The following is a 21,111-nucleotide window of genomic DNA, read 5'->3' as shown; positions in this document are numbered from 1 at the left end:
ATTGCTGACGAGGCCGACCGCGAGCCGACGGTGCGCATGCCCCTGCGGTCATCGCCCGGCTTGACCGGGCGACCCAGCATTCCAGAGCGCGCCATTGAGCATCACGACCACTCTGCGATACTGGGTCCTCCGCTTTCGCGGAGGATGACGCCAAGTGTGGAGCGACGTTGATGCGATACGCCGTCGTGATTGAGCAAGCCGCCGGAAATTATTCGGCCTATGTGCCGGACTTGCCGGGCTGCGTTGCCACCGGCGCCACGATTTCGGCAGTCGAGACCGAAATCCGGGATGCCATCCGCTTCCACATTGACGGCCTCAAAGCCGATGGTCTCGCCGTGCCGCCGCCGACCAGCATCGCGGAATATGTGGAGATGTGATGTGATGGTCGCATTACGATAATTCGTTGGGTAGCGTGCCCACGCTCTTGCCGCCGAACTGGTCTTGCGAAGCGAGCGTAGCCCGGATGGAGCGAAGCGCAATCCGGGACTAATCGTTTTCACCCGCGATGCTTTCCCGGATTGCGCTCCGCTTCATCCGGGCTACCAGCGGCACTTATCCCGCCTTCTTCTTCCCCGCCGCCTTCTTCCGCGTCATGTGCGCCTTCAGCACATCGCCCATCCGCGCCTGATAGCCGGCGCCGGTCGATTTGAACCAGCGCAACACCTCGGCGTCGAGCCGTAGCGAGACCAGTTGTTTGGGGGCGTCGGATTTCGGCCGGCCGCGCTTTATTAGTTTGCCGCCGCGATGAAGATCGGCGCGGGCGAACCATTCGTCGGTCAATTCGGGAATCTCATCGTACTCGTGTGGCTGGATGATGTGGGCATCAACTTTCTTCAAGTCGCTGCCCAAAGCGCGCTTTTTCTCGGTCATTGGCCTTCCTCATCGAAAATACGTGCCGCGCCTCGCCGCGCGGTGTCCACACCACGATCACCATTCGTCCGCGCAGTTGTCCGACCCTGATGATTCGCAATTCACCGTAATCACGGCGCTCGTCCGGAAAATCCAGCGTCTTGCCGGCGAACACTTCCGCGGCGTCGGCGAAATCGAGGCCGCGGTCTTGCATGGATGCGGCCCGCTTAGCCGGATCGAACGTGATCTCCATCTAATTATTGTAGCTACACATAAGAATTTGGCAAGCCCCGCAGGCACTTCGCTTGACAATCTTGTCATTCAGATTATATTCCTAGTCGTCCTGTCCGTGAGGGGCGCTTCGCGAGGCGTCGTTGAGTGGGACAGATCGGCCGCCGGGCAACCGGCCGGGCCGATGGTCCGGCGCAGCGCGCAAGCGCGAAGCCGGGTCGATACGGCGTCCTGCGCGTCGTGGTTCGCAGCCACGGCCCCGGGAGGTTTTGGGTCCCCGTCCGAGCCCACTACGAGGCTCTGCGACTTGTTAGTTCGCTGGACGCGGGACAGGTGAACGGCGGGAAACCGTCGGGATCGGCGGGTCAAAGGGCTCGCGCCTGTCCCCGGAAGCACGGGCCTGAAGCCGAAAATCGCCGCGAAATGGCAGTCCGGTTCGCCGGACTGCGGGGCGCGCCGCAAGGCGATACGCGATTGGCTCAAGGCCGATCGCGAAGCTCCAACCTCGCGCCGCGCGGCGCGCCCCCGCCCCTCAGGGGGCGGCGTCAGCAAAGCTCGGGCGCCGTTGCGCCGCGAGACTGCGAAGGTATGTCGGTTGATCGCGTGGCTGTTTGACATCTGAATCCGAGTTCGTCGTGTCCCGGGCGCGATGCGGCATTCTTCATGCCGCTTCGCAGAACCGGGACCCCGCTTCGCCGCCGCCTCAACCGGGGCCCCGGTTCTGCAGCGCACCACGCCGCGAGCGCGGCGCGCTGCGCTGCGCCCGGGGCACGCAGAACTTGAAGGCTCTGCGTCTATTCCGCCGGCTTCGTGAGCAGCGGGTGCTTGCGGCCGAAATCTGCGGCGGCTTCGTCCTGGCCGATTTCGACAATGCCGCGGCGGATGGCGCGGGTGCGGGAGAAGTGCTCGTAGAGCGCTTCGCCGTCGCCGCGGCGGATGGCGCGGGTCAGTTTCGACAGGTCTTCCTGGAACTCGCCGAGCATCTCCAGCACCGCGTCCTTGTTGGTCAGGAACACGTCGCGCCACATCGTCGGATCGGACGCGGCGATGCGGGTGAAATCGCGGAAACCGCCGGCGGAGAACTTCAGCACTTCCGAGCGGGTCACTCCTTCGAGCTCCTCGGCCGTGCCTACGATTGTGTAGGCGATCAGATGCGGCAGATGGCTGGTCACCGCCAGCACCTTGTCGTGGCGCTCCGCCGTCATGGTCTCGACATTGGCGCCGAGCCCGCGCCAGAACGCCGCCAGCTTCTCCACCGCGGCCGGGTCGGCGTCGTCCGGCGGCGTCAGGATGCACCAGCGGTTGTTGAACAATTCGGCAAAGCCGGAATCCGGGCCGGAATTCTCGGTGCCGGCGACCGGATGCGCCGGGATCAGCTGGACATTGGCCGGCAGATGCTCGGCCATCGCCTGCAGCACCGCGCCCTTGACCGAGCCGACATCGGAGACGATCGCGCCGGGCGAAAGATGCTGCGCGATTTCCTTGGCGACCTCGCCGCTGGCGGCGACCGGGATGCACAGGATCACGAGATCGGCGCCCGCGACCGCTTCGGCATTGGTCGCATAGACCCGATCGACGATGCCGAGTTCGGCGACCCGGGCGCGGCTTGCCGCCGAGCGCGTGGTGGCGACGATTTCGGCGGCCAGGCCCTGAGCCCGCGCGCCGCGCGCGATCGAGCCGCCGATCAGGCCGAAGCCGATCAGCGCCACCTTGTTGAACAGCGGCGCGGTTGGTGCGCTGGCGGTCATGGCTGCGCCATGAAGTCGGTCAAGGCCTCGAGCACCAGTTTGTTGGCCTCGTCAGTGCCGATGGTCATGCGCAGCGCGTCCGGCAGCTGATAGTTGCGAAGCGCGCGCAGCACCAATCCGCGCCGGGTCAGGAACGCGTCGGCTTCCGCCGCGGTCTTGCCCGGCGTGGTCGGAAAATGCATCAGCACGAAATTGCAGACGCTCGGCGTCACCGTGAGGCCAAGCTTGCGGATTTCGTCGGTCAGCACGTTGCGCCACTTCTCGGTGTGGGTGCGCGACATCTGCTGATGCGCGGTGTCTTCGATCGCCGCGACCGCGGCAAGCTGCGCCGGGACCGAGACGTTGAACGGTCCGCGGATCCGGTTCACCGCGTCGACGATGGCGGCCGGGCCGAACATCCAGCCCACCCGCAAGGCGGCAAGGCCGTGGATCTTGGAGAAGGTGTGGGTCAGCACGGTGTTGTCGGTGGTCGCGACCAATTCGATGCCGATTTCGTAGTCGTTCTTCGAGACGTAGTCGGCATAGGCGCCGTCCAGCACCAGCACGACGTCGCCGGGCAGGCCGGCGCGCAGCCGCCGCACCTCGTCGAACGGGATATAGGTGCCGGTCGGATTGTTCGGGTTGGCGAGCCACACCAGCTTGGTCTTCGCGCTCACCTTGGCGAGGATGGCGTCGACGTCGGCGGTGAGGTTGGTCTCGTCGGCGACGACGAGCTTGGCGCCATTCGCCATCGTGGCGATTGGGTAGACCAGAAAGCCGTAAGTGGTGGCGATCGCCTCGTCGCCGGGGCCGAGATAAGTGTGCGCCAGAAGATTGAGGATCTCGTCGGAGCCGGCGCCGCAGATGATGCGGTCCGGATCGAGGCCGTAGGATTTGCCGATCGCCTCGCGCAGCACCTTCGAGGTGCCTTCCGGATAATCCTCGAGATGGTCGGCTGCGGCCTTGTAGGCCGCAATCGCCTTCGGCGACGGCCCGAACGGGGTCTCGTTGGCGGACAGCTTGAACATTTTGCGGCCGGCTTCCGGCACCGGGCTTTTGCCGGGGGTGTAGGGCGCAATATCGAGAATGCCGGGATTCGGCACGGGGCGGGACATCGTCAACTCCAGATCAACCGGCGGCTGTTACGCGCGTGGCGTGCCGCCCGGGGGCACCGTATAGCGCTTCGCGTGGCTGCCGACGAGGGCCGATGATCGCACCGAGGCACCCGCTGCGATCAGGGCTGCCTTGATGCCATCAAGGGTGCTGGGGTCAGAAATCGAGACCAGCAGCGCCGCGCCGTCGAAGGCGGTATCGGGCACCGCGACAAGCTCGGCCAGCGGCGACACCGCGCGGGCGATATCGGCGTTCCAGCCCGACACCCGGATGCTCCACATTTCGACCTCGGTGACCATCGCGCTGTCGGCGACCCGCGACACCACGAATACCGGCAGCGCGGCCGGATGGTCGGCGCGCTCGATGAAGGGCAGCCGGGCGATGATTTTCGGCGCGCCGGCGGTTTCCAGCGCGATCCACCACGGATTATTGCTCGATGTCGCCGACACCAGCGCCAGATCGCCCTTGGAGCGCGCCACCGCCTCGACCGCGGCGGCGGCGCTGAAATGCGCCACATAGGGCACGGTGAAGCCGAAATGGAATCGCGCCGAATCCCGCATCGCGGATTCGCCGAGCGATTGGTCGGCATGGACCGAGAATGGCGCCTGCACATAGGTGAAGGTCGCGATGATGACCCGCCAGATGCTCTCCACGGTGTCGAGCGGCAGGATGCCGCGATGGCGCTGCGCCAGCCGGCGCATCATGTCGGCCTCGCGCGCCGGGCGGAACGCGGAGCCGACCTCCTGGGTCTGCTTCACCGAAATCAGCCGGTCGATGATGTCGCCGCGCTGCATCAGCAGATGGTGGACCTGCTCGTCGATGGCGTCGATCTCACGGCGAAGTTCCCCCAAGGACGGGGGCGAGGGCGGTTGGGACATGGGGCAATCCGTCAGAAAGCGAGGTGGCGGTCGCGAATGGTTAACCGCGTGCCTTGATTAGGTAAGCCACCGGGCAAATGCAAAGCAAACGTTACGACTTTCGTCGCCTGATGGCGCGGGCAATGCCAAAGCGTGGTCATTCCGGGGCGCGAGGCCGCAGCCGAGCGAACCCGGAATCTCGCTCCAGGCATGGCCCCAGCCGCGAGATTCCGAGTTCGCGCGAGCTTCGCTCTCGCGCCCCGGAATGACTGGATTGCAGGGGTGCGGGCGGTCGTCTTGACGGGCCGCAGGCCGAGTATTAGGTTCTTGGCTCTTCCGTGGTCATTTGAGCCGGCCGGCTTGCAGCCACGTTAAACAACTCGCTAAACAGGCCGGGGACAGTTCTGATCCCGGCCGAACGATGTTCAGGCCGGGTTTTTTATGGCCTGAATCGGTGTCGATCTCGCGCATGATCCCGGGATCCCGGTTTCGGATCAGGTCATGCGCAAACTGAGTGACCTCCGCATGAGGCCAGTAGCAAGATGATGAATATCCAGTCGGCGAAGCCCCCCATCGTGGCCAGTGAGGAGCGCCTGCACGAGGCCGATCATCCGACCTCGCTGGTCGCCCATTTCGGCGCGGACCAGCCGTTGGCGCTGGATTGCGGCGTCGATCTGGCGCCGTTCCAGATCGCCTATCAGACCTATGGCGAACTCAACGCCGATCGCTCCAACGCCATTCTGGTCTGCCATGCGCTGACCATGGACCAGCATATTTTCAATGCGCATCCGTTGACCGGCAAGCCCGGCGGCTGGCTGACCCTGGTCGGCCCCGGCAAGCCGATCGATACCAGCCGCTATTTCGTGATCTGCTCCAATGTGATCGGCAGCTGCATGGGCTCCACCGGCCCGGCCTCCACCAATCCCGCCACCGGCCAGCCCTGGGGGCTGGATTTCCCGGTCATCACCATCCCCGACATGGTCCGCGCCCAGGCGATGCTGATCGACCGGCTCGGAATCGAGACGCTGTTCTGCGTGGTCGGCGGCTCGATGGGCGGGATGCAGACGCTGCAATGGACCGTGGCCTATCCCAAGCGGGTGTTTTCGGCGCTGCCGATCGCCTGCAGCACGCGGCATTCGGCGCAGAACATCGCGTTCCACGAACTCGGCCGTCAGGCCGTGATGGCCGATCCGGAGTGGCGCCACGGCCGCTATTTCGCCGAAGGCAGCTATCCGCATCGCGGCCTCGGCGTGGCGCGGATGGCCGCGCATATCACCTATCTGTCGGACGCGGCTCTGCATCGCAAATTCGGTCGCCGGATGCAGGACCGCGAGCTGCCGACATTCTCCTTCGACGCCGATTTCCAGGTCGAAAGCTATCTGCGTCACCAGGGCTCGTCCTTCGTCGAGCGCTTCGACGCCAACTCCTATCTCTATCTGACCCGGGCGATGGACTATTTCGATGTCGCAGCCGACCATGATGGCGTGCTGGCGGAGGCGTTTCGCGGCACCACGACGCGGTTCTGCGTAGTGTCGTTCACCTCGGACTGGCTGTTTCCGACCTCGGAATCCCGCGCCGTGGTGCATGCGCTGAATGCCGGCGGCGCGCGGGTGTCGTTCGCCGAGATCGAGACCGACCGCGGCCACGACGCCTTCCTGCTCGACGTCCCGGAATTCATCGACATCGCCCGCGCCTTCCTGGAATCGGCCGCCACCGCGCATGGCCTCGCCGCGAAAGGCGATTGAGATGGCCGAACAGGAGACGCTGCCCGGCATCGTGCCGGCGCCTGCACCGAAAGGCCATCGTGGCGACCATGTGCTGGTCGCCGACATGGTCGCGCCCGGCTCCAAGGTGCTCGATGTCGGCTGCGGCGAGGGCGATCTGTTGCAGCTGCTGGAAAGCCGCGGCATCGATGGCCGCGGCATCGAATTGTCGCGCGAAGGCGTCAACCGCTGCGTCGCCAAGGGCCTCGCGGTGGTGCAGGGCGACGCCGACACCGATCTGGTCAACTACCCGGACGATTCCTTCGACTATGTGATCCTGTCGCAGACCTTGCAGGCGACCCGGCAGCCGCGCGCGGTGCTGGAAAATCTGCTGCGGATCGGCCGCCGCGCCATCGTGTCGTTTCCGAATTTCGGCTACATCAATATGCGGCTGCAATTGCTGATCAAGGGCCAGATGCCGCTGACCGAAAACCTGCCGGCGTCGTGGTACGACACCCCGAACATTCACTTCTGCACCATCAAGGATTTCGTGCTGCTGTGCGACCAGATCGACGTCAAGATGGAACGCGCGGTGGCGCTGGATCGCTACGGCAAGCCATTGCGGCTGATCGCGCCGTGGTGGTTCTGGAACATGTTCGGCGAGCAGGGCGTGTTCCTGCTGAGCCGCGGTGAGAAGAAGCCTGCGGCCGGCCAGGGGATCGCGCCCTGAGGGCCGAGCGCCCCTCAGTGTTTCTCAGAACGCTCGGACCCGCCGCTTTCCCCCACCCCAGCCCTCCCCCCACAAGCGGGGGAGGGAGTTTTGCTGCCGATGACGCGGCGGTCGGTTGGGCTCCACTCAGTAAAAAGTTCAAAGTTGCGATGGTTAGTACTTCATTCTGACGGAGAGAGTGATTGCTGCTCTGCAGCGCTGGCAGCATGCTCCCTCCCCCGCTTGCGGGGGAGGGTTGGGGTGGGGGCCCCGCGCGGTCAGCATTCAGGCAACATTCCGTTCGAAATTATCATTCTCTGATCGAGCGCGGATCGCGCGCGTCCCAGCGGCCGGCTTCGGCGCGGGTGAGAAACCGTTCCAGCGTTTCGTTGAACAGCGCCGGCTCTTCGAGATTGAGCACGTGGCCGGTCTTGGGAAACATCGCCAGCCCGGAGGCGGCGATATGCGTCTTGAGATAGAGGCTCGACTCGATGCAGGCGTCGTCCTCGTCGCCGGCGATGATCAATGTCGGCAGCGCGAGTTGGCCGATCGCATCCTCGAATTCTGACAGCGGCGGCCGCGCGCCCTGAAAGCCGCGCATGGTGCGGGCCGAACCGGTCGCGTCGTGTTGCGCCAGCGCGTCGTGGAAGTCGCGAAAGCCGCGCGGATCCTTGACCAGGAACGGGATGCGGCCCGGCGTCATCCCGGCCAGCTTGGCGACCTCGTCGGCGCCGCCGCGCTCGAATTCCTCGGCGTCGGCGCGGCACTTGTCGCGAAACGCCTGCACGCGGTCGGCCTCGAAGCCTGAACCGCAACCGGCCAGCGTCAGCGACAGCACGCGGCTCGGCGCATGCAGTCCGACCTGCAGCGATGTGTAGGCGCCCATCGACAGGCCGACGAAATGTGCCGCGGGAATCTGCAGATGATCGAGCAGCGCCAGCGCGTCGTCGCGCATGTGCTGATAGCTGTAGTCGGAATCATTCTCCGGTACGTGCGAGGGCGTGTAGCCTCGCGCCGAATAGGTGATGCATCGGTGAGCGCGCGCGAAGTAGCGCAGTTGCGGTTCCCAGCTCGCATAGTCGGCGGCGAATTCGTGCAAAAACAGGATCGGCGTGCCGCTGCCTGCTTCTTCATAATACAGCTTGACGTGATCGGGCGTAGTAGCGAACGGCATTGTGAATTCTCCGGCTGGCGGAATTAGTTAATAGCAAGTCATAGTTGTAGTCATGTTTGTGCGGTTCCGTTGCCACGAAATGATCGCGCTATCAACGCGAAAAGACTTTTGCAGCGCCGCACGGCGTCTTGATCTCGCCATCTCCGATCGCTTAACCGCATACCGAATGTCCGCAGGCTCGCGGGCGGGGCGCGTGGGGTGTCGATGAGGAAGAAGTCAGTATGGTTGAGTTCACTGCGTTTCACAGGTCGGTGCGGTTCCTCGCGTTGGCCCTCTGTGCGGCGGTCATCGCCGCAATTGCCACGCCGGCTTCGGCCAAGCCCAAGCATGGTCGCCATGCGCATGCGGCGCACGGTCATCATCACGCCAAACAACACCATGCCACAAGCCACCACGCCAGGCGGCACCATATGCAGCGGCACGCCGCGCGCCATCGCGGCCGGCATCGTGCCAGCGTCGCCCCGCAGCTCTTCGGCTTCGGCAATGCCGGCGCGGTGACGCAGCAACAGCCGCAACAACAACAGCAATTGCAGTCCAGTTCAGGGTTTGGGGCCTCCGCGGTGGTCGCCGAGGCGCGGCGCTATATTGGCGGCAATCCGACCGGACGTAGTCGGTTGTGGTGCGCGCGCTTCATGAACATGGTGCTGAAGCGCTCCGGCCATCAAGGCACCGGCTCCGACATGGCGCGGTCGTTCGCGCATTACGGCCAGCGCGTGTCCGGCCCGCAGGTCGGCGCCATCGCGGTGATGTCGCGCGGCAAGCGCGGCGGCCATGTCGGCATCGTCAGCGGCATCGATCCGCACGGCAATCCGATCGTGGTATCGGGCAATCATGGCCATCGCGTCGCTGAATCGGTCTATCCGCGCGGCCGGATCTACGCCTATGTGATGCCGGAAGGCTGAGCGTTCGCCGATTGCTCAACTTGTGACCGGACGCGGCACCGACCCTCATGGTGAGGAGCGCGCAACTTGCGCGCGTCTCGAACCATGAGGCTACGGCACATCTCATCCTTCGAGACGCGGCCAAGCGGCCGCATCTCAGAGACTGGCTCATAGAGCGGTCAATAGAATCGGACCATCAAGGTCGTCATTGCGAGGAGCTCTTGCGACGAAGCAATCCAGTCCTTGCTTAGTAGCTCTGGATTGCTTCGCTGTCGGACGGCGCTACGCGCCGGCCTCGGCTCGCAATGACGAAATCGCGGCGCGCCGTGCGCCTGGGCGATTACAGCAGCGCCGGCTGCGTGCTCTCAATCGCATCGCCCGCCGCAATGGTGCCGCCTTCGATCACCTGCGCATAGACGCCGAGATCGGCGTGGCCATAGGTTCGTTGCAGCGTCGCCGGGATTGCGAGATCGCGCGCGGCGGTTTCGGGATCGACATTGGTGGCGGCGCAGCGGACGATCCGCTTCACCACTTTCAACCGGGCGTCGCCGATCGATAGCGTGCGGCCGAGCAGGTCGAATTCGTGCCAGGCCGGCCAGCCGCCGACATACAGATTGCCGCGAAACCGCAGCGGATCGACCGGCTTGCCGATGACCTGCGCCAGCGCCGCGACGCTGGCCAGATTGATGATCGACACCACTTTCATCGCGACGTCGGAAAAGCTGTAACCGGCGCCAGCCAGCAGCTTCGGCGGCCCGCGCAATTCGTCGGCGAAACGGGCGGCGAAGAACGCTTCGATCGCGGCGCGCCCCTCAACGCTGCCGAGGTCGCCGCGCACCAGCTCGGCGCCGTCGGCGCTGATCGACAGCGTCTGGGTGGTGTCGTCGAATTGCGTGCGCAGCGCCGCCAGCCGCTCATTGCGCATCAGCATCAGATAATGCGTCTTGGCCTTCCACACCGGATGGGCTGGGTCGAAGCCGCTGGGCCCGTTTTCGATCGCAAAAGCGCGGTCGGCGGGCAGCGTCTGTCCTGGTCGCAACGCGACTTGGGGCAGCGGCTCCGGCGTGAGGCCTTTGACGGGATAGCGATAGATGCTGGCGAGCGTGGCCGGGGAGGGGGTGTTCATGGCCTTTTCTAAAGGATCGCGGCGGCGATCGCCACAGCACGAAATTGTGAAGGCGCCTCTTCCGTTCCGGAATGTCGATGCCCACATTTGTCCCAAGCCGGTGCGGACATCGGCGACAGACCGCCTGTTGGTCGAGATCCTCGACGCGGCCGGTGGACCCCATTGACGATGCCGGTTCACGTGCCTTCGGGGCGGAACGGCAGGCTGAGGGACATCAACCATGAACATCGAAAAATACACCGAACGGGTGCGCGGCTTCATTCAGTCGGCGCAATCACTGGCTGTGCGCGAAGGCCACCAGCAATTCTCGCCGCTGCATATTCTCAAAGTGCTGCTCGACGATTCCGAGGGGCTGGCCGGCGGTCTGATCGACCGCTCAGGCGGCAATTCCCGCGCGATCCTGGCCGCCACCGAGGCGGCGCTCAACAAGATGCCCAAAGTGTCGGGCGCCGGCGCCGGGCAGGTCTATCTGGCGCCCGATACCGCGCGGGCGCTGGACGGCGCCGAGCAGGCCGCCGAAAAGGCCGGCGACAGCTTCGTCACCGTGGAGCGGCTGCTGCTGGCGCTGGCGCTGGACAAGGATTCCGAGGCCGGCGCGCTGCTGCGCAAGGGCGGCGTCACCCCGCAAAACCTCAACGCCGCGATCAACGCGCTGCGCAAGGGCCGCACCGCCGACTCCGCGACGGCGGAAAACGCCTATGACGCGCTGAAGAAATATGCCCGCGACCTGACCCAGGCCGCGCGCGACGGCAAGCTCGACCCGGTGATCGGCCGCGACGAGGAAATCCGCCGCACGATTCAGGTGCTGTCACGCCGCACCAAGAACAATCCGGTGCTGATCGGCGAGCCCGGCGTCGGCAAGACCGCGATCGTCGAGGGGCTTGCCTTGCGGATTCTCAATGGCGACGTGCCGGAGAGCCTGAAGGACAAGAAACTGCTGTCGCTCGATCTCGGCGCCCTGATCGCGGGCGCGAAATATCGCGGCGAATTCGAGGAGCGGCTGAAGGCTGTGCTTTCCGAGGTGACCTCGGCCGAGGGCGGCATCATCCTGTTCATCGATGAGATGCATACGCTGATCGGCGCCGGCAAGGGCGACGGCGCGATGGACGCCTCCAACCTGCTGAAGCCGGCTTTGGCGCGCGGCGAGCTGCATTGCATTGGCGCCACCACGCTCGACGAATATCGCAAGCATGTCGAAAAGGACGCCGCGCTGGCGCGCCGGTTCCAGCCGATCTTCGTCTCGGAGCCGACCGTCGAGGATACCGTCTCGATCCTGCGCGGGCTGAAGGACAAATACGAGCAGCATCACGGCGTCCGCATCGCCGATTCGGCGCTGGTGGCGGCGGTGACGCTGTCGAACCGCTACATCACCGATCGCTTCCTGCCCGACAAGGCGATCGACCTGATGGACGAGGCCGCTGCAAGGCTGAAAATGCAGGTCGATTCCAAGCCCGAAGAGCTGGATTCGATGGATCGTGAGATCATCCGCCTGAAGATCGAGCAGGAAGCGCTGAAGAAGGAAACCGATCCGGGCTCGAAGAGTCGGCTCGAGACCTTGTCCCGCGAACTCGCCGAGCTCGAGGAGAAATCGGCGGCCCTGACCTCGCGCTGGAGCGCGGAGAAGAACAAGCTGTCGAATGCGCAGAAGCTCAAAAGCGAGCTCGACGGCTTGCGCCTCGAACTGGCCGACGCCCAGCGCCGCGGCGAATATCAGCGCGCCGGCGAATTGGCCTATGGCCGGATTCCCGAGCTGGAAAAGCGGCTCGAAGCCATCGAGGCCCACGAAAACGCCGGCGAGATGATGGAGGAGGCGGTCACCGCCAACCACATCGCCCAGGTGGTGTCGCGCTGGACCGGCGTGCCGGTCGACAAGATGCTGGAAGGCGAAAAGGACAAGCTGCTGCGGATGGAAGCCTCGCTCGGCAAGCGCGTGATCGGCCAGTTCGAGGCGGTCCATGCGGTGGCGACCGCGGTGCGGCGCTCCCGCGCCGGGCTGCAGGACCCGAACCGGCCGATGGGCTCGTTCATGTTCCTAGGCCCCACCGGCGTTGGCAAGACTGAGCTGACCAAGGCGCTGGCCGAGTATCTTTTCGACGACGAGACCGCGATGGTCCGGCTCGACATGTCCGAATATATGGAAAAGCACTCGGTCTCGCGGCTGATCGGCGCGCCTCCGGGCTATGTCGGCTATGACGAAGGCGGCGCGCTCACCGAAGCGGTGCGGCGGCGGCCCTATCAGGTGGTGCTGTTCGACGAGATCGAGAAAGCCCATCCGGACGTGTTCAACGTGCTGCTGCAGGTGCTCGACGACGGCCGCCTGACCGATGGCCAGGGCCGCACCGTCGATTTCCGCAACACGCTGATCATCATGACGTCGAATCTCGGCAGCGAATTCCTGGTCAACCAGCCCGAAGGCGAGGACACCGAAGCGGTGCGCGAGCCGGTGATGAATATGGTTCGGGCGCATTTCCGCCCCGAATTCCTCAACCGGGTCGACGAGATCATCCTGTTCCACCGGCTGCAGAAGTCCGAGATGGGCGCGATCGTCGCGATCCAGTTCGGCCGGCTGACGCGGCTGCTGGAAGACCGCAAGATCACGCTCGAGCTCGACCCCGCGGCGCGCGATTGGCTCGCCGAAAAGGGCTGGGACCCGGCCTATGGCGCCCGCCCGTTGAAGCGTGTGATCCAGCGCTTCGTCCAGGACCCTCTTGCCGAGATGATCCTCGACGGCTCGGTCAAGGACGGCGACGACGTCGTGATCTCGTCGGAAGGCGGCGTGCTGACCTTCAACGGCGCGCCGCCGCACACCGCCGAGATCGAGGAGTTCACCGGCCGGCCGCCGAAGCGGATGCTGAACTGATCCCGCCCGCAAATCGCAAGCGCGGGCGATTCGGGGCCACGATGACCCGTGTCCCGGACAAGGCGCAGCGCGATAGCGCTGCGCCGCCGATCCGGGACCCCATTTGCTTGAAATCTCCACAAACGCCGCCGCTGCGCCGCGGCCTCAATGCACCGGCTTTGCCTTGGCGTGCGGCCGGTGATGCGTGCCGAATCGGTCGACCATGGTGGCGCTGGCCTGGTTGAGGCCGATGACTTCGACCGTGGCGCCGTGGCGGCGCAGCTTGAGGACGATGTCGTCGAGCGCGCCGATCGCGGTGATGTCCCAGAAATGCGCGTCGGACACGTCGATCCGCACCCGCTCCGGCACGTCCTGATAGTCGAAGGCGTCGATCAGGCTGGTGGAGGAGGCGAAGAACACCTGGCCGGTGACGAAATAGGTGATCTCGCGCTCGTCCTCCGACAATTCGGTCTCGATCCCGAGCAGCCGGGCGACCTTGGCGGCGAAGAACACGCCGCTCAGCACCACGCCGGTCAGCACGCCCAGTGACAAATCGTGGGTGACGAGGACGACGGCGACGGTCGCCAGCATCACCACATTGGAGCTCAAGGGATGCGAGCGCAGATTGACGAAGGACGACCAGCTGAAGGTGCTGATCGACACCATGATCATCACCGCGACCAGCGCCGCCATCGGGATCTGCTTGACCCAGTCGCCCGCCACCACGATCAAAAACAGCAGGAACAGTCCAGCGAACAGCGTCGATAGCCTTGTGCGCGCGCCGGCGGTGACGTTGATCACCGATTGGCCGATCATCGCGCAACCGCCCATCGCGCCGAGAAAGCCGGTGACGAAATTGGCGACGCCCTGGCCGATGCATTCGCGGTTCTTGTTGCTCGAGGTGTCGGTCATGTCGTCAACGATCGAGGCGGTCAGCAGCGATTCGACCAGGCCGACCGCCGCCATCGCCAGCGAATAGGGCAGGATGATCTTCAGCGTCTCCAACGTGAACGGCACCTCCGGCAGCGCGAAAAACGGCAGGCTGGAGGGCAGTTCGCCCATGTCGCCGACGGTGCGCAATTTGATGCCGCTATAGATCGTGAAGGCGGTCAGCACGATGATGCTGACCAGCGCCGAGGGCACCTTCCGGGTCGCATAGGGAAACAGATAGATGATTGCGAGCCCTGCGCCGACCATCGCGTAGGTCTGCCAGCCGACATTGGTGAGTTGCGGGATCTGCGCCAGAAAGATCAGGATCGCCAGCGCGTTGACGAAACCGGTCAGCACCGAGCGCGACACGAATTTCATCAGCAGGCCGAGCCGCAACGCTCCCGCGGCAATCTGGATCAGCCCCATCAGCACGGTGGCGGCAAACAGATATTGCAGCCCATGGTCGCGCACCAGGGTGATCATCAGCACCGCGGTCGAGGCGGTCGCCGCCGAAATCATCGCCGGGCGTCCGCCCAGAATGGCGGTCACCACCGCGATCGAGAACGAGGCATAGAGCCCGACCTTGGGATCGACGCCGGCGACGATCGAAAAGCCGATCGCCTCGGGAATCAGCGCCAGCGCGACCAGAACTCCGGACAGCAGTTCGGTCGGGATGTTGGTCAGCCATTCGCGGTGAAAGGCTCGGTAGAGTGTCATGCTTGTCTGGACCAAATGATGAGCGACGCGTCAGGCCGGTTTGGCCGGATGCGGTGGATCTGCGTCGCTGAGGGTTTCCGGGGGATAGGCGCCCGGCCGAGCCACCCGATCAATCGGGTCCGATGAATGCAGCAAACATGTCTTGGTTGCGAGGCAACATCAAGCCGCTTTTTGCGGCGCCATGCGGCGCTGCCTTCGCCAGACCGCGCAGCCGCGGGCGATCGATGCGGCGGCCCGATCAGCCGATCAGCGCGTGCTGATCTGCCGCGCCTGGGCCGAGGCGTTCAGGTTGCGATTGGGCGGCGTCGCCGTCAGATCTTCCGAAACCCTTGTGCCGCGGGTATTGACCAGCTTGTCGATCCGGCTGCGTTCCTTTTCGAAACTCGCCAGCATCGTGCCGCCGAGCGAACGGCCGCGCGGCAGCTTGACCCGCATGGGATCGACCACGCGACCATTGACCAGAATTTCGTAATGCACATGGGCGCCGGTCGACAGGCCGGTTGAACCGATGAAGCCGATCACCTGGCCCTGACGCACGTGCTTGCCGGGCTCCATGCCCTTGGCGAAAGCCGACATATGACCATAGGCGGTCTCGTAGCCGTTGTGGTGCTTGATCTTGATGTATTTGCCGTAGCCGCCTTCCCAGCCGGCCTTTTCGATCACGCCGTTGCCCGAGGCGAAGATCGGGGTGCCATAGGGCGCCGCCCAGTCGACGCCGGTGTGCATCTTGACGTAACCCAGGATCGGGTGGCGGCGGGCGCCAAAACCGGATCGCATGATCGCCTGGCTGACCGGCTTGCGGACCAGGAACTTCTTCGCGCTCTTGCCGGTCTCGTCATAGAAATCGATCACCGAATCGTCGGGAGTCTGGAACCGGTAGTATTTCTTGGTCTCGCCGCCGAGCGTCAGGGATGCGAACATCACGTTGTTTTTTTCGACCGTGGCGGTGGCCTCGTCATCGCTGGCGAAAAACACTTCGAACGAATCGCCTGCCTGCACCTTGCGCTGGAAATCGACGTCGTAAGAGTAGATCCGCACCATGTCTTCGATCACCGAGGCGGGTACCTTGTCGCGCAGCGCGGTCTCGTAAATGCTCTGGTACAGACGCACGCCGCTGCCGTCATCTTCGTCGTCGTCGCCGCTGTCGGCAGTCTCGCTGACGCTGTTGAGGCTCTGGACGTCGACCGCGACATATTTGCCCATGTCGGAGAGCGCGGCGACCGCCTCGATGGTGGAATCATTGGCCACCACCACGCGATAGGGGATCGAGCGCTGGCCCGGTCCGGCCGGCTCCATCAGGATCCGCAGCTTCTGGCCTTCCTTCAAACCGCCGTCGCGGCCGCGCGCGCCGAGCGTGCGGGCGATCTGTTTGGCTTCCTCTTCGGACGCGCCCTGATTGATCAGGATCGAGACGACGCTGTCGCCCTTCTTGACGATGTGAACACGCTCATTGCTTGGATTGCCGCCGGTGGCTTGATCGTTGGTCTTGGCCAGCATGGTGACATTTTCCGGCACCACCCGTGCTTCGAACCCGGCATAGGGGTCGGCGACACTGGATTCGGCCGCATAGGCCATCGTCATGTCGGGCGCGGCGCCGAATTCGCCGGAGGCGCTGGCATAGCGAATGCCGCTATTGCCCTTCCAGGTCGAGGCGTCGCGCACCCGCAGCAGAACCGCGTCGATCGCCACATTGGCGGCGATCTTGGCTTTCGGCAGAACCTGGCCGAGATCGCGGGTGACGAACGACACTTCGGCATCGTCCGGCTCGATCGCATCGGGAGGCTGGGCATCCGCGTCGGACGGATTGCCGGCGTCGGTCAGCATGCGCTGGGCGTTGAACGGCGGAATTTTCGCGCTGAGGCTACTGGTGCTCAGCGACAGATTGCCGGCGATCTTGACATAGGGCCGTACCCGCATGATTTCGCGATTGCCGACCTTGGTCACGGTTGAGATCCGGATCACGCTGCGGGCCGCGGCCGACTCGCTTGGCGGCGGCAACCGGTCGCTCTTGTGCAGGGTGGCACTCTTTTCGCCGGCGCCGAAAGCGCCGCGCAGCGCGGCCTCGACCCGTTCGGGGGCTTTCGCAAAGGTCATCTCGCCATCGAGCGAGGCAAAAACGGCGCCGCCGATCAGGGCCGCGCCACACAGTCCGGTCAGGATCGTGCCGCTGAACCATTGCACGGAGACGCGTCGGCGATCGATTACTGCTGCTTCGGAGCCATCGACGGATAGCGGGGGCTCGTGGCCGAGGTCGATATAATCGGCCTCGCGCCCGTCGCCGCGCCCGCGAGACATTCTCTGGCTCAAACCGTAGTCCCCCAAAATTCAGTCTCCACGCCCGACATCCTCAGGCGGCCGAGACCACCCTGTTTGTCGCGCGCGGACGTATCGAGCTGCCTGTTGTGCGTCAACGGCATCCGAAAATCACCCGCCAACAGCCGTCGATGACGGCAAACGCCAAAGCAGCGCGGAGTAAAAGCCAGTCTGCCCGAAGGAACAAGCGGCGATTTCGTGGCGAGTGCGCCCATGACGTTCTAAAATCCGGATAGCGGGCGCCGGCGATCCCAACAATCTCGCCAATCGCCTGTGCAGAACGTCCGAAAAATGTGGCTCTAGTACGGCGCCGGGTACCCGCGACCACGTCGTGACCCTTTGAAAAATCGAGACAAATTCCAATCCCGGTGATTCTCCGAGGTTGTGCGACATTTTGTTGACGATGGCCGTTGACAACTCCGAGGGGCAGGGCCTATAAACCGGCCACTGAGCGCGGCGGCGCCGGGGCCCACGGGTCCGGGCGGTTGTTTGTGTCTCGGAAGCTCCTCACTTTGACGAGTGCATCGGCGACCGATAGGAATCGGTTGTTGGTCTGTCTTTGAGTGTAGGTGCGAGTTTAGAAATTATCTCCTTTAGGGGAGATGGCGATTTTTCGCTGGGCTGTTTGACAAGTTAAAGAGAAGAAAGAGAAACGTGGACGGCGAAGTCCTTGCGGGTCTTGATTTTGAGGAGCTTCGGCTTTTTGGGATTGGGGCCGGACGAAAGACTTCGGCGGTACACGTTTACATAGGTTACACCATGCCTTCAGCGATGAGGGCGTGACGGCTGCGATGTGAATCGCGGTCGGCATTATATGGTGGGACCTCGTCAAACGATGTGATCAGCCGGTTTAAAGTTTCAAGTCCAACTTGAGAGTTTGATCCTGGCTCAGAGCGAACGCTGGCGGCAGGCTTAACACATGCAAGTCGAACGGGCATAGCAATATGTCAGTGGCAGACGGGTGAGTAACGCGTGGGAACATACCTTTTGGTTCGGAACAACTGAGGGAAACTTCAGCTAATACCGGATAAGCCCTTACGGGGAAAGATTTATCGCCGAAAGATTGGCCCGCGTCTGATTAGCTAGTTGGTGAGGTAATGGCTCACCAAGGCGACGATCAGTAGCTGGTCTGAGAGGATGATCAGCCACATTGGGACTGAGACACGGCCCAAACTCCTACGGGAGGCAGCAGTGGGGAATATTGGACAATGGGCGAAAGCCTGATCCAGCCATGCCGCGTGAGTGATGAAGGCCCTAGGGTTGTAAAGCTCTTTTGTGCGGGAAGATAATGACGGTACCGCAAGAATAAGCCCCGGCTAACTTCGTGCCAGCAGCCGCGGTAATACGAAGGGGGCTAGCGTTGCTCGGAATCACTGGGCGTAAAGGGTGCGTAGGCGGGTTTTTAAGTCAGAGGTGAAATCCTGGAGCTCAACTCCAGAACTGCCTTTGATACTGGAAGTCTTGAGTATGGCAGAGGTGAGTGGAACTGCGAGTGTAGAGGTGAAATTCGTAGATATTCGCAAGAACACCAGTGGCGAAGGCGGCTCACTGGGCCATTACTGACGCTGAGGCACGAAAGCGTGGGGAGCAAACAGGATTAGATACCCTGGTAGTCCACGCCGTAAACGATGAATGCCAGCCGTTAGTGGGTTTACTCACTAGTGGCGCAGCTAACGCTTTAAGCATTCCGCCTGGGGAGTACGGTCGCAAGATTAAAACTCAAAGGAATTGACGGGGGCCCGCACAAGCGGTGGAGCATGTGGTTTAATTCGACGCAACGCGCAGAACCTTACCAGCCCTTGACATGTCCAGGACCGGTCGCAGAGATGTGACCTTCTCTTCGGAGCCTGGAGCACAGGTGCTGCATGGCTGTCGTCAGCTCGTGTCGTGAGATGTTGGGTTAAGTCCCGCAACGAGCGCAACCCCCGTCCTTAGTTGCTACCATTTAGTTGAGCACTCTAAGGAGACTGCCGGTGATAAGCCGCGAGGAAGGTGGGGATGACGTCAAGTCCTCATGGCCCTTACGGGCTGGGCTACACACGTGCTACAATGGCGGTGACAATGGGATGCTAAGGGGCGACCCTTCGCAAATCTCAAAAAGCCGTCTCAGTTCGGATTGGAGTCTGCAACTCGACTCCATGAAGTTGGAATCGCTAGTAATCGTGGATCAGCATGCCACGGTGAATACGTTCCCGGGCCTTGTACACACCGCCCGTCACACCATGGGAGTTGGTTCTACCTGAAGGCAGTGCGCTAACCCGCAAGGGAGGCAGCTGACCACGGTAGGGTCAGCGACTGGGGTGAAGTCGTAACAAGGTAGCCGTAGGGGAACCTGCGGCTGGATCACCTCCTTTCTAAGGATGGTTCTTCAGATGCTTGCTACTTGTAGCTTGCAACTATCGAACCTCTTCAGAAACATCCGTGGCCAACGATTGGATCAATCGTTGAGCTGCATTGGCGGGATTTCGCCGTCTTCGTTTCTCTTTCTTCGCGGACGAACACGCGCCGGGGCTGCGCTTGTGCGACGGGTCGGCGTGAGCCGATCGTTGCTGGCAGGTCCCTCGTGTTGAGGGCTTGTAGCTCAGTTGGTTAGAGCGCGCGCTTGATAAGCGTGAGGTCGGAAGTTCAAGTCTTCCCAGGCCCACCACTTCATCGAGCGCTGCATGTGTCTTCAGAGTGTGCGTCTTCTGGTACGGGGCCATAGCTCAGCTGGGAGAGCGCGTGCTTTGCAAGCATGAGGTCGTCGGTTCGATCCCGTCTGGCTCCACCACGCTTTGCGCGGCGTAGCCGGGCGAAGCGTGCTGCGGCGAAGCTCCTGTTGGAGCGAAGCCGGGCAGCTGACGATCGATGCCGAGCTCAAGGCGCACCGTGTTCAACGAACTTGGAATGACCAAGATCGATCCGCGAAACACAACTTCGCATGTCGCATCCTACGGGATGTGCGTGCGGGATATCTGACATCGTATAGAGGAGATTGATCCGGGTTTGGATCCGGCGAAGCAATTCGCGTGGGTTCATTCACTATCTCCATGACATCGCATCGCCTGACCGTCGCAAGATGGTTGGACCTTGTCTGTCATTGTTGGTGACGCTTGACCGCCTCATCATCGGATTGATCTTACGAAGCAAGCTGGTCTTTCTACTCAATGATCCAGCTGCATTGCTCCTTCGGGAGTGCTGCGGCCAACATTCTGCCGAGTGTGTGGACATTGAGAATGAGAGCAATCAAGTGCCTTAAGGGTGTTCGGTGGATGCCTTGGCGCTGAGAGGCGATGAAGGACGTGCTACGCTGCGATAAGCCGTGGGGAGCTGCGAAGAAGCTTTGATCCACGGATTTCCGAATGGGGAAACCCACCTTCGATAGCTGGAACTCCAAGGCCTGTGTCTTGGTGATCATTCAGCAATGTCTGGTTCCAAGCCGCGAGGTTTTGGATTTCCAGTTATCAAGTGAAGGTATAAGACTCCTGAATACATAGGGGGTTTTAAGCGAACCCAGGGAACTGAAACATCTAAGTACCTGGAGGAAAGGACATCAACAGAGACTCCGTTAGTAGTGGCGAGCGAACGCGGACCAGGCCAGTGGTACATCAAAGACAACCGGAACCTGTCAGGAAAGCAGGGCCTCAGAGGGTGATAGCCCCGTACGGGTAATGCGATGATGTATCCTTGAGTAAGGCGGAACACGTGAAATTCTGTCTGAACGTGGGGGGACCACCCTCCAAGCCTAAGTACTCCTCAGCGACCGATAGTGAACCAGTACCGTGAGGGAAAGGTGAAAAGCACCCCGACGAGGGGAGTGAAATAGACCTGAAACCGGACACCTACAAACAGATGGAGCCCAAGATACGTTCTGGGTGACATCGTACCTTTTGTATTATGGGCCAGCGACTTAATTTAACGAGCAAGCTTAAGCCGATAGGTGTATGCGCAGCGAAAGCGAGT

14 protein-coding genes, 2 tRNA genes, 2 rRNA genes, 1 riboswitch and 1 other annotated feature (1 of these 20 running past the window's edge) are annotated in these 21,111 nt (G+C 62.9%); of the genes, 9 read left to right on the top strand and 9 right to left on the bottom strand.

Annotated elements, in window-relative coordinates:
* Positions 1-170 precede the first annotated feature (170 nt).
* A complete protein-coding gene (locus tag RBJ75_RS15740; RefSeq protein WP_044418264.1) occupies positions 171-377 on the top strand; it encodes a type II toxin-antitoxin system HicB family antitoxin in 207 nt (68 codons plus the stop codon).
* A gap of 175 nt (positions 378-552) precedes the next feature.
* Here RBJ75_RS15740 and RBJ75_RS15735 read toward each other — a convergent pair whose 3' ends face one another.
* The 5 genes from RBJ75_RS15735 to RBJ75_RS15715 form a co-directional block, all read right to left on the bottom strand.
* Positions 553-870 carry a BrnA antitoxin family protein gene (locus RBJ75_RS15735; protein ID WP_044418268.1) on the bottom strand — a complete coding sequence of 106 codons (318 nt, stop codon included), beginning with the start codon at positions 868-870 and terminating at the stop codon, positions 553-555.
* Complete coding sequence (locus RBJ75_RS15730; RefSeq protein WP_044418269.1) at positions 824-1,102, bottom strand: BrnT family toxin; 279 nt, start codon at positions 1,100-1,102, stop codon at positions 824-826. Before RBJ75_RS15730 ends, RBJ75_RS15735 begins: the two co-directional genes overlap by 47 nt.
* A gap of 772 nt (positions 1,103-1,874) precedes the next feature.
* On the bottom strand, positions 1,875-2,828 hold the full coding sequence (locus tag RBJ75_RS15725; RefSeq protein ID WP_173427395.1) for a prephenate/arogenate dehydrogenase family protein: 954 nt from the start codon (positions 2,826-2,828) through the stop codon (positions 1,875-1,877).
* Positions 2,825-3,922 carry a histidinol-phosphate transaminase gene (gene hisC, locus RBJ75_RS15720; RefSeq protein WP_044417627.1) on the bottom strand — a complete coding sequence of 366 codons (1,098 nt, stop codon included), beginning with the start codon at positions 3,920-3,922 and terminating at the stop codon, positions 2,825-2,827. Before hisC ends, RBJ75_RS15725 begins: the two co-directional genes overlap by 4 nt.
* A gap of 27 nt (positions 3,923-3,949) precedes the next feature.
* Entirely contained in the window at positions 3,950-4,798 is an 849-nt protein-coding gene (locus RBJ75_RS15715; RefSeq protein ID WP_044417629.1) for a chorismate mutase, read from the bottom strand.
* A 307-nt stretch (positions 4,799-5,105) separates the two neighbouring features.
* Positions 5,106-5,185, top strand: a riboswitch (SAM riboswitch).
* Positions 5,186-5,319: 134 nt separating this feature from the next.
* Here RBJ75_RS15715 and RBJ75_RS15710 point away from each other — a divergent pair.
* Together RBJ75_RS15710 and metW are read left to right on the top strand one after the other, a co-directional pair.
* Positions 5,320-6,522, top strand: coding sequence for a homoserine O-acetyltransferase MetX (locus RBJ75_RS15710; RefSeq protein ID WP_044417631.1), 1,203 nt, complete (start codon positions 5,320-5,322; stop codon positions 6,520-6,522).
* 1 nt (position 6,523) lies between these two features.
* Positions 6,524-7,210 (top strand): methionine biosynthesis protein MetW, encoded by a 687-nt coding sequence (metW, locus tag RBJ75_RS15705; protein ID WP_044417639.1) that lies wholly within the window; start codon positions 6,524-6,526, stop codon positions 7,208-7,210.
* 289 nt (positions 7,211-7,499) lie between these two features.
* On the opposite strand, the gene RBJ75_RS15700 is transcribed toward metW, so the two are convergent.
* On the bottom strand, positions 7,500-8,363 hold the full coding sequence (locus RBJ75_RS15700) for an alpha/beta fold hydrolase (RefSeq protein WP_044417633.1): 864 nt from the start codon (positions 8,361-8,363) through the stop codon (positions 7,500-7,502).
* Between the two features lie 221 nt (positions 8,364-8,584).
* On the opposite strand from RBJ75_RS15700, the gene RBJ75_RS15695 reads away from it, so the two are divergent.
* Positions 8,585-9,265, top strand: coding sequence for a TIGR02594 family protein (locus RBJ75_RS15695; protein ID WP_044417635.1), 681 nt, complete (start codon positions 8,585-8,587; stop codon positions 9,263-9,265).
* Positions 9,266-9,584: 319 nt separating this feature from the next.
* Here the strand turns inward: RBJ75_RS15695 and RBJ75_RS15690 are convergent, their stop codons facing one another.
* Positions 9,585-10,370, bottom strand: a complete 786-nt coding sequence (locus tag RBJ75_RS15690) for an MOSC domain-containing protein (RefSeq protein ID WP_044405989.1) — start codon at positions 10,368-10,370, stop codon at positions 9,585-9,587.
* A 220-nt stretch (positions 10,371-10,590) separates the two neighbouring features.
* On the opposite strand from RBJ75_RS15690, the gene clpB reads away from it, so the two are divergent.
* Positions 10,591-13,230, top strand: coding sequence for an ATP-dependent chaperone ClpB (gene clpB, locus RBJ75_RS15685; RefSeq protein WP_044405991.1), 2,640 nt, complete (start codon positions 10,591-10,593; stop codon positions 13,228-13,230).
* 144 nt (positions 13,231-13,374) lie between these two features.
* Here the strand turns inward: clpB and RBJ75_RS15680 are convergent, their stop codons facing one another.
* A complete protein-coding gene (locus tag RBJ75_RS15680) occupies positions 13,375-14,856 on the bottom strand; it encodes a SulP family inorganic anion transporter (protein WP_044405993.1) in 1,482 nt (493 codons plus the stop codon).
* A 71-nt stretch (positions 14,857-14,927) separates the two neighbouring features.
* Positions 14,928-14,980 (bottom strand) — a sequence feature (sul1 is cis-regulatory element that is thought to sense ions involved in sulfur or methionine metabolism; They are found in Alphaproteobacteria).
* 122 nt (positions 14,981-15,102) lie between these two features.
* On the bottom strand, positions 15,103-17,151 hold the full coding sequence (locus tag RBJ75_RS15675) for a M23 family metallopeptidase (RefSeq protein ID WP_044405995.1): 2,049 nt from the start codon (positions 17,149-17,151) through the stop codon (positions 15,103-15,105).
* Between the two features lie 883 nt (positions 17,152-18,034).
* Between RBJ75_RS15675 and RBJ75_RS15670 the strand changes: the two genes are divergently transcribed.
* From RBJ75_RS15670 to RBJ75_RS15655, 4 genes are all read left to right on the top strand, one after another.
* Positions 18,035-19,523: ribosomal RNA gene (locus tag RBJ75_RS15670) — 16S ribosomal RNA — on the top strand.
* A 216-nt stretch (positions 19,524-19,739) separates the two neighbouring features.
* Positions 19,740-19,816: transfer RNA gene (locus RBJ75_RS15665), tRNA-Ile, on the top strand.
* A gap of 47 nt (positions 19,817-19,863) precedes the next feature.
* Positions 19,864-19,939, top strand: a tRNA-Ala gene (locus RBJ75_RS15660).
* A 453-nt stretch (positions 19,940-20,392) separates the two neighbouring features.
* Positions 20,393-21,111: ribosomal RNA gene (locus RBJ75_RS15655) — 23S ribosomal RNA — on the top strand (it continues 2,125 nt past the right edge of the window).
* The 16S and 23S rRNA genes sit together here with 2 tRNA genes alongside, the layout of an rRNA operon.

This window comes from Rhodopseudomonas sp. BAL398 (assembly GCF_033001325.1).
GTDB lineage: Bacteria > Pseudomonadota > Alphaproteobacteria > Rhizobiales > Xanthobacteraceae > JARJEH01.
Note: the sequence above shows the minus strand (reverse complement) of the source record. Positions and strands in the feature narration are given on the sequence as shown.

What these genes read in the sequence shown, in the direction of transcription:
- RBJ75_RS15740 (WP_044418264.1), top strand. Translation starts at nt 171, where the DNA reads ATGCGATACGCCGTCGTGATTGAGCAAGCCGCCGGAAATTATTCGGCC.
- RBJ75_RS15675 (WP_044405995.1), bottom strand. Translation starts at nt 17,151, where the DNA reads ATGTCTCGCGGGCGCGGCGACGGGCGCGAGGCCGATTATATCGACCTC.
- RBJ75_RS15680 (WP_044405993.1), bottom strand. Translation starts at nt 14,856, where the DNA reads ATGACACTCTACCGAGCCTTTCACCGCGAATGGCTGACCAACATCCCG.
- metW (WP_044417639.1), top strand. Translation starts at nt 6,524, where the DNA reads ATGGCCGAACAGGAGACGCTGCCCGGCATCGTGCCGGCGCCTGCACCG.
- RBJ75_RS15715 (WP_044417629.1), bottom strand. Translation starts at nt 4,798, where the DNA reads ATGTCCCAACCGCCCTCGCCCCCGTCCTTGGGGGAACTTCGCCGTGAG.
- clpB (WP_044405991.1), top strand. Translation starts at nt 10,591, where the DNA reads ATGAACATCGAAAAATACACCGAACGGGTGCGCGGCTTCATTCAGTCG.
- RBJ75_RS15690 (WP_044405989.1), bottom strand. Translation starts at nt 10,370, where the DNA reads ATGAACACCCCCTCCCCGGCCACGCTCGCCAGCATCTATCGCTATCCC.
- RBJ75_RS15695 (WP_044417635.1), top strand. Translation starts at nt 8,585, where the DNA reads ATGGTTGAGTTCACTGCGTTTCACAGGTCGGTGCGGTTCCTCGCGTTG.
- RBJ75_RS15735 (WP_044418268.1), bottom strand. Translation starts at nt 870, where the DNA reads ATGACCGAGAAAAAGCGCGCTTTGGGCAGCGACTTGAAGAAAGTTGAT.
- RBJ75_RS15710 (WP_044417631.1), top strand. Translation starts at nt 5,320, where the DNA reads ATGATGAATATCCAGTCGGCGAAGCCCCCCATCGTGGCCAGTGAGGAG.
- hisC (WP_044417627.1), bottom strand. Translation starts at nt 3,922, where the DNA reads ATGTCCCGCCCCGTGCCGAATCCCGGCATTCTCGATATTGCGCCCTAC.
- RBJ75_RS15725 (WP_173427395.1), bottom strand. Translation starts at nt 2,828, where the DNA reads ATGACCGCCAGCGCACCAACCGCGCCGCTGTTCAACAAGGTGGCGCTG.
- RBJ75_RS15730 (WP_044418269.1), bottom strand. Translation starts at nt 1,102, where the DNA reads ATGGAGATCACGTTCGATCCGGCTAAGCGGGCCGCATCCATGCAAGAC.
- RBJ75_RS15700 (WP_044417633.1), bottom strand. Translation starts at nt 8,363, where the DNA reads ATGCCGTTCGCTACTACGCCCGATCACGTCAAGCTGTATTATGAAGAA.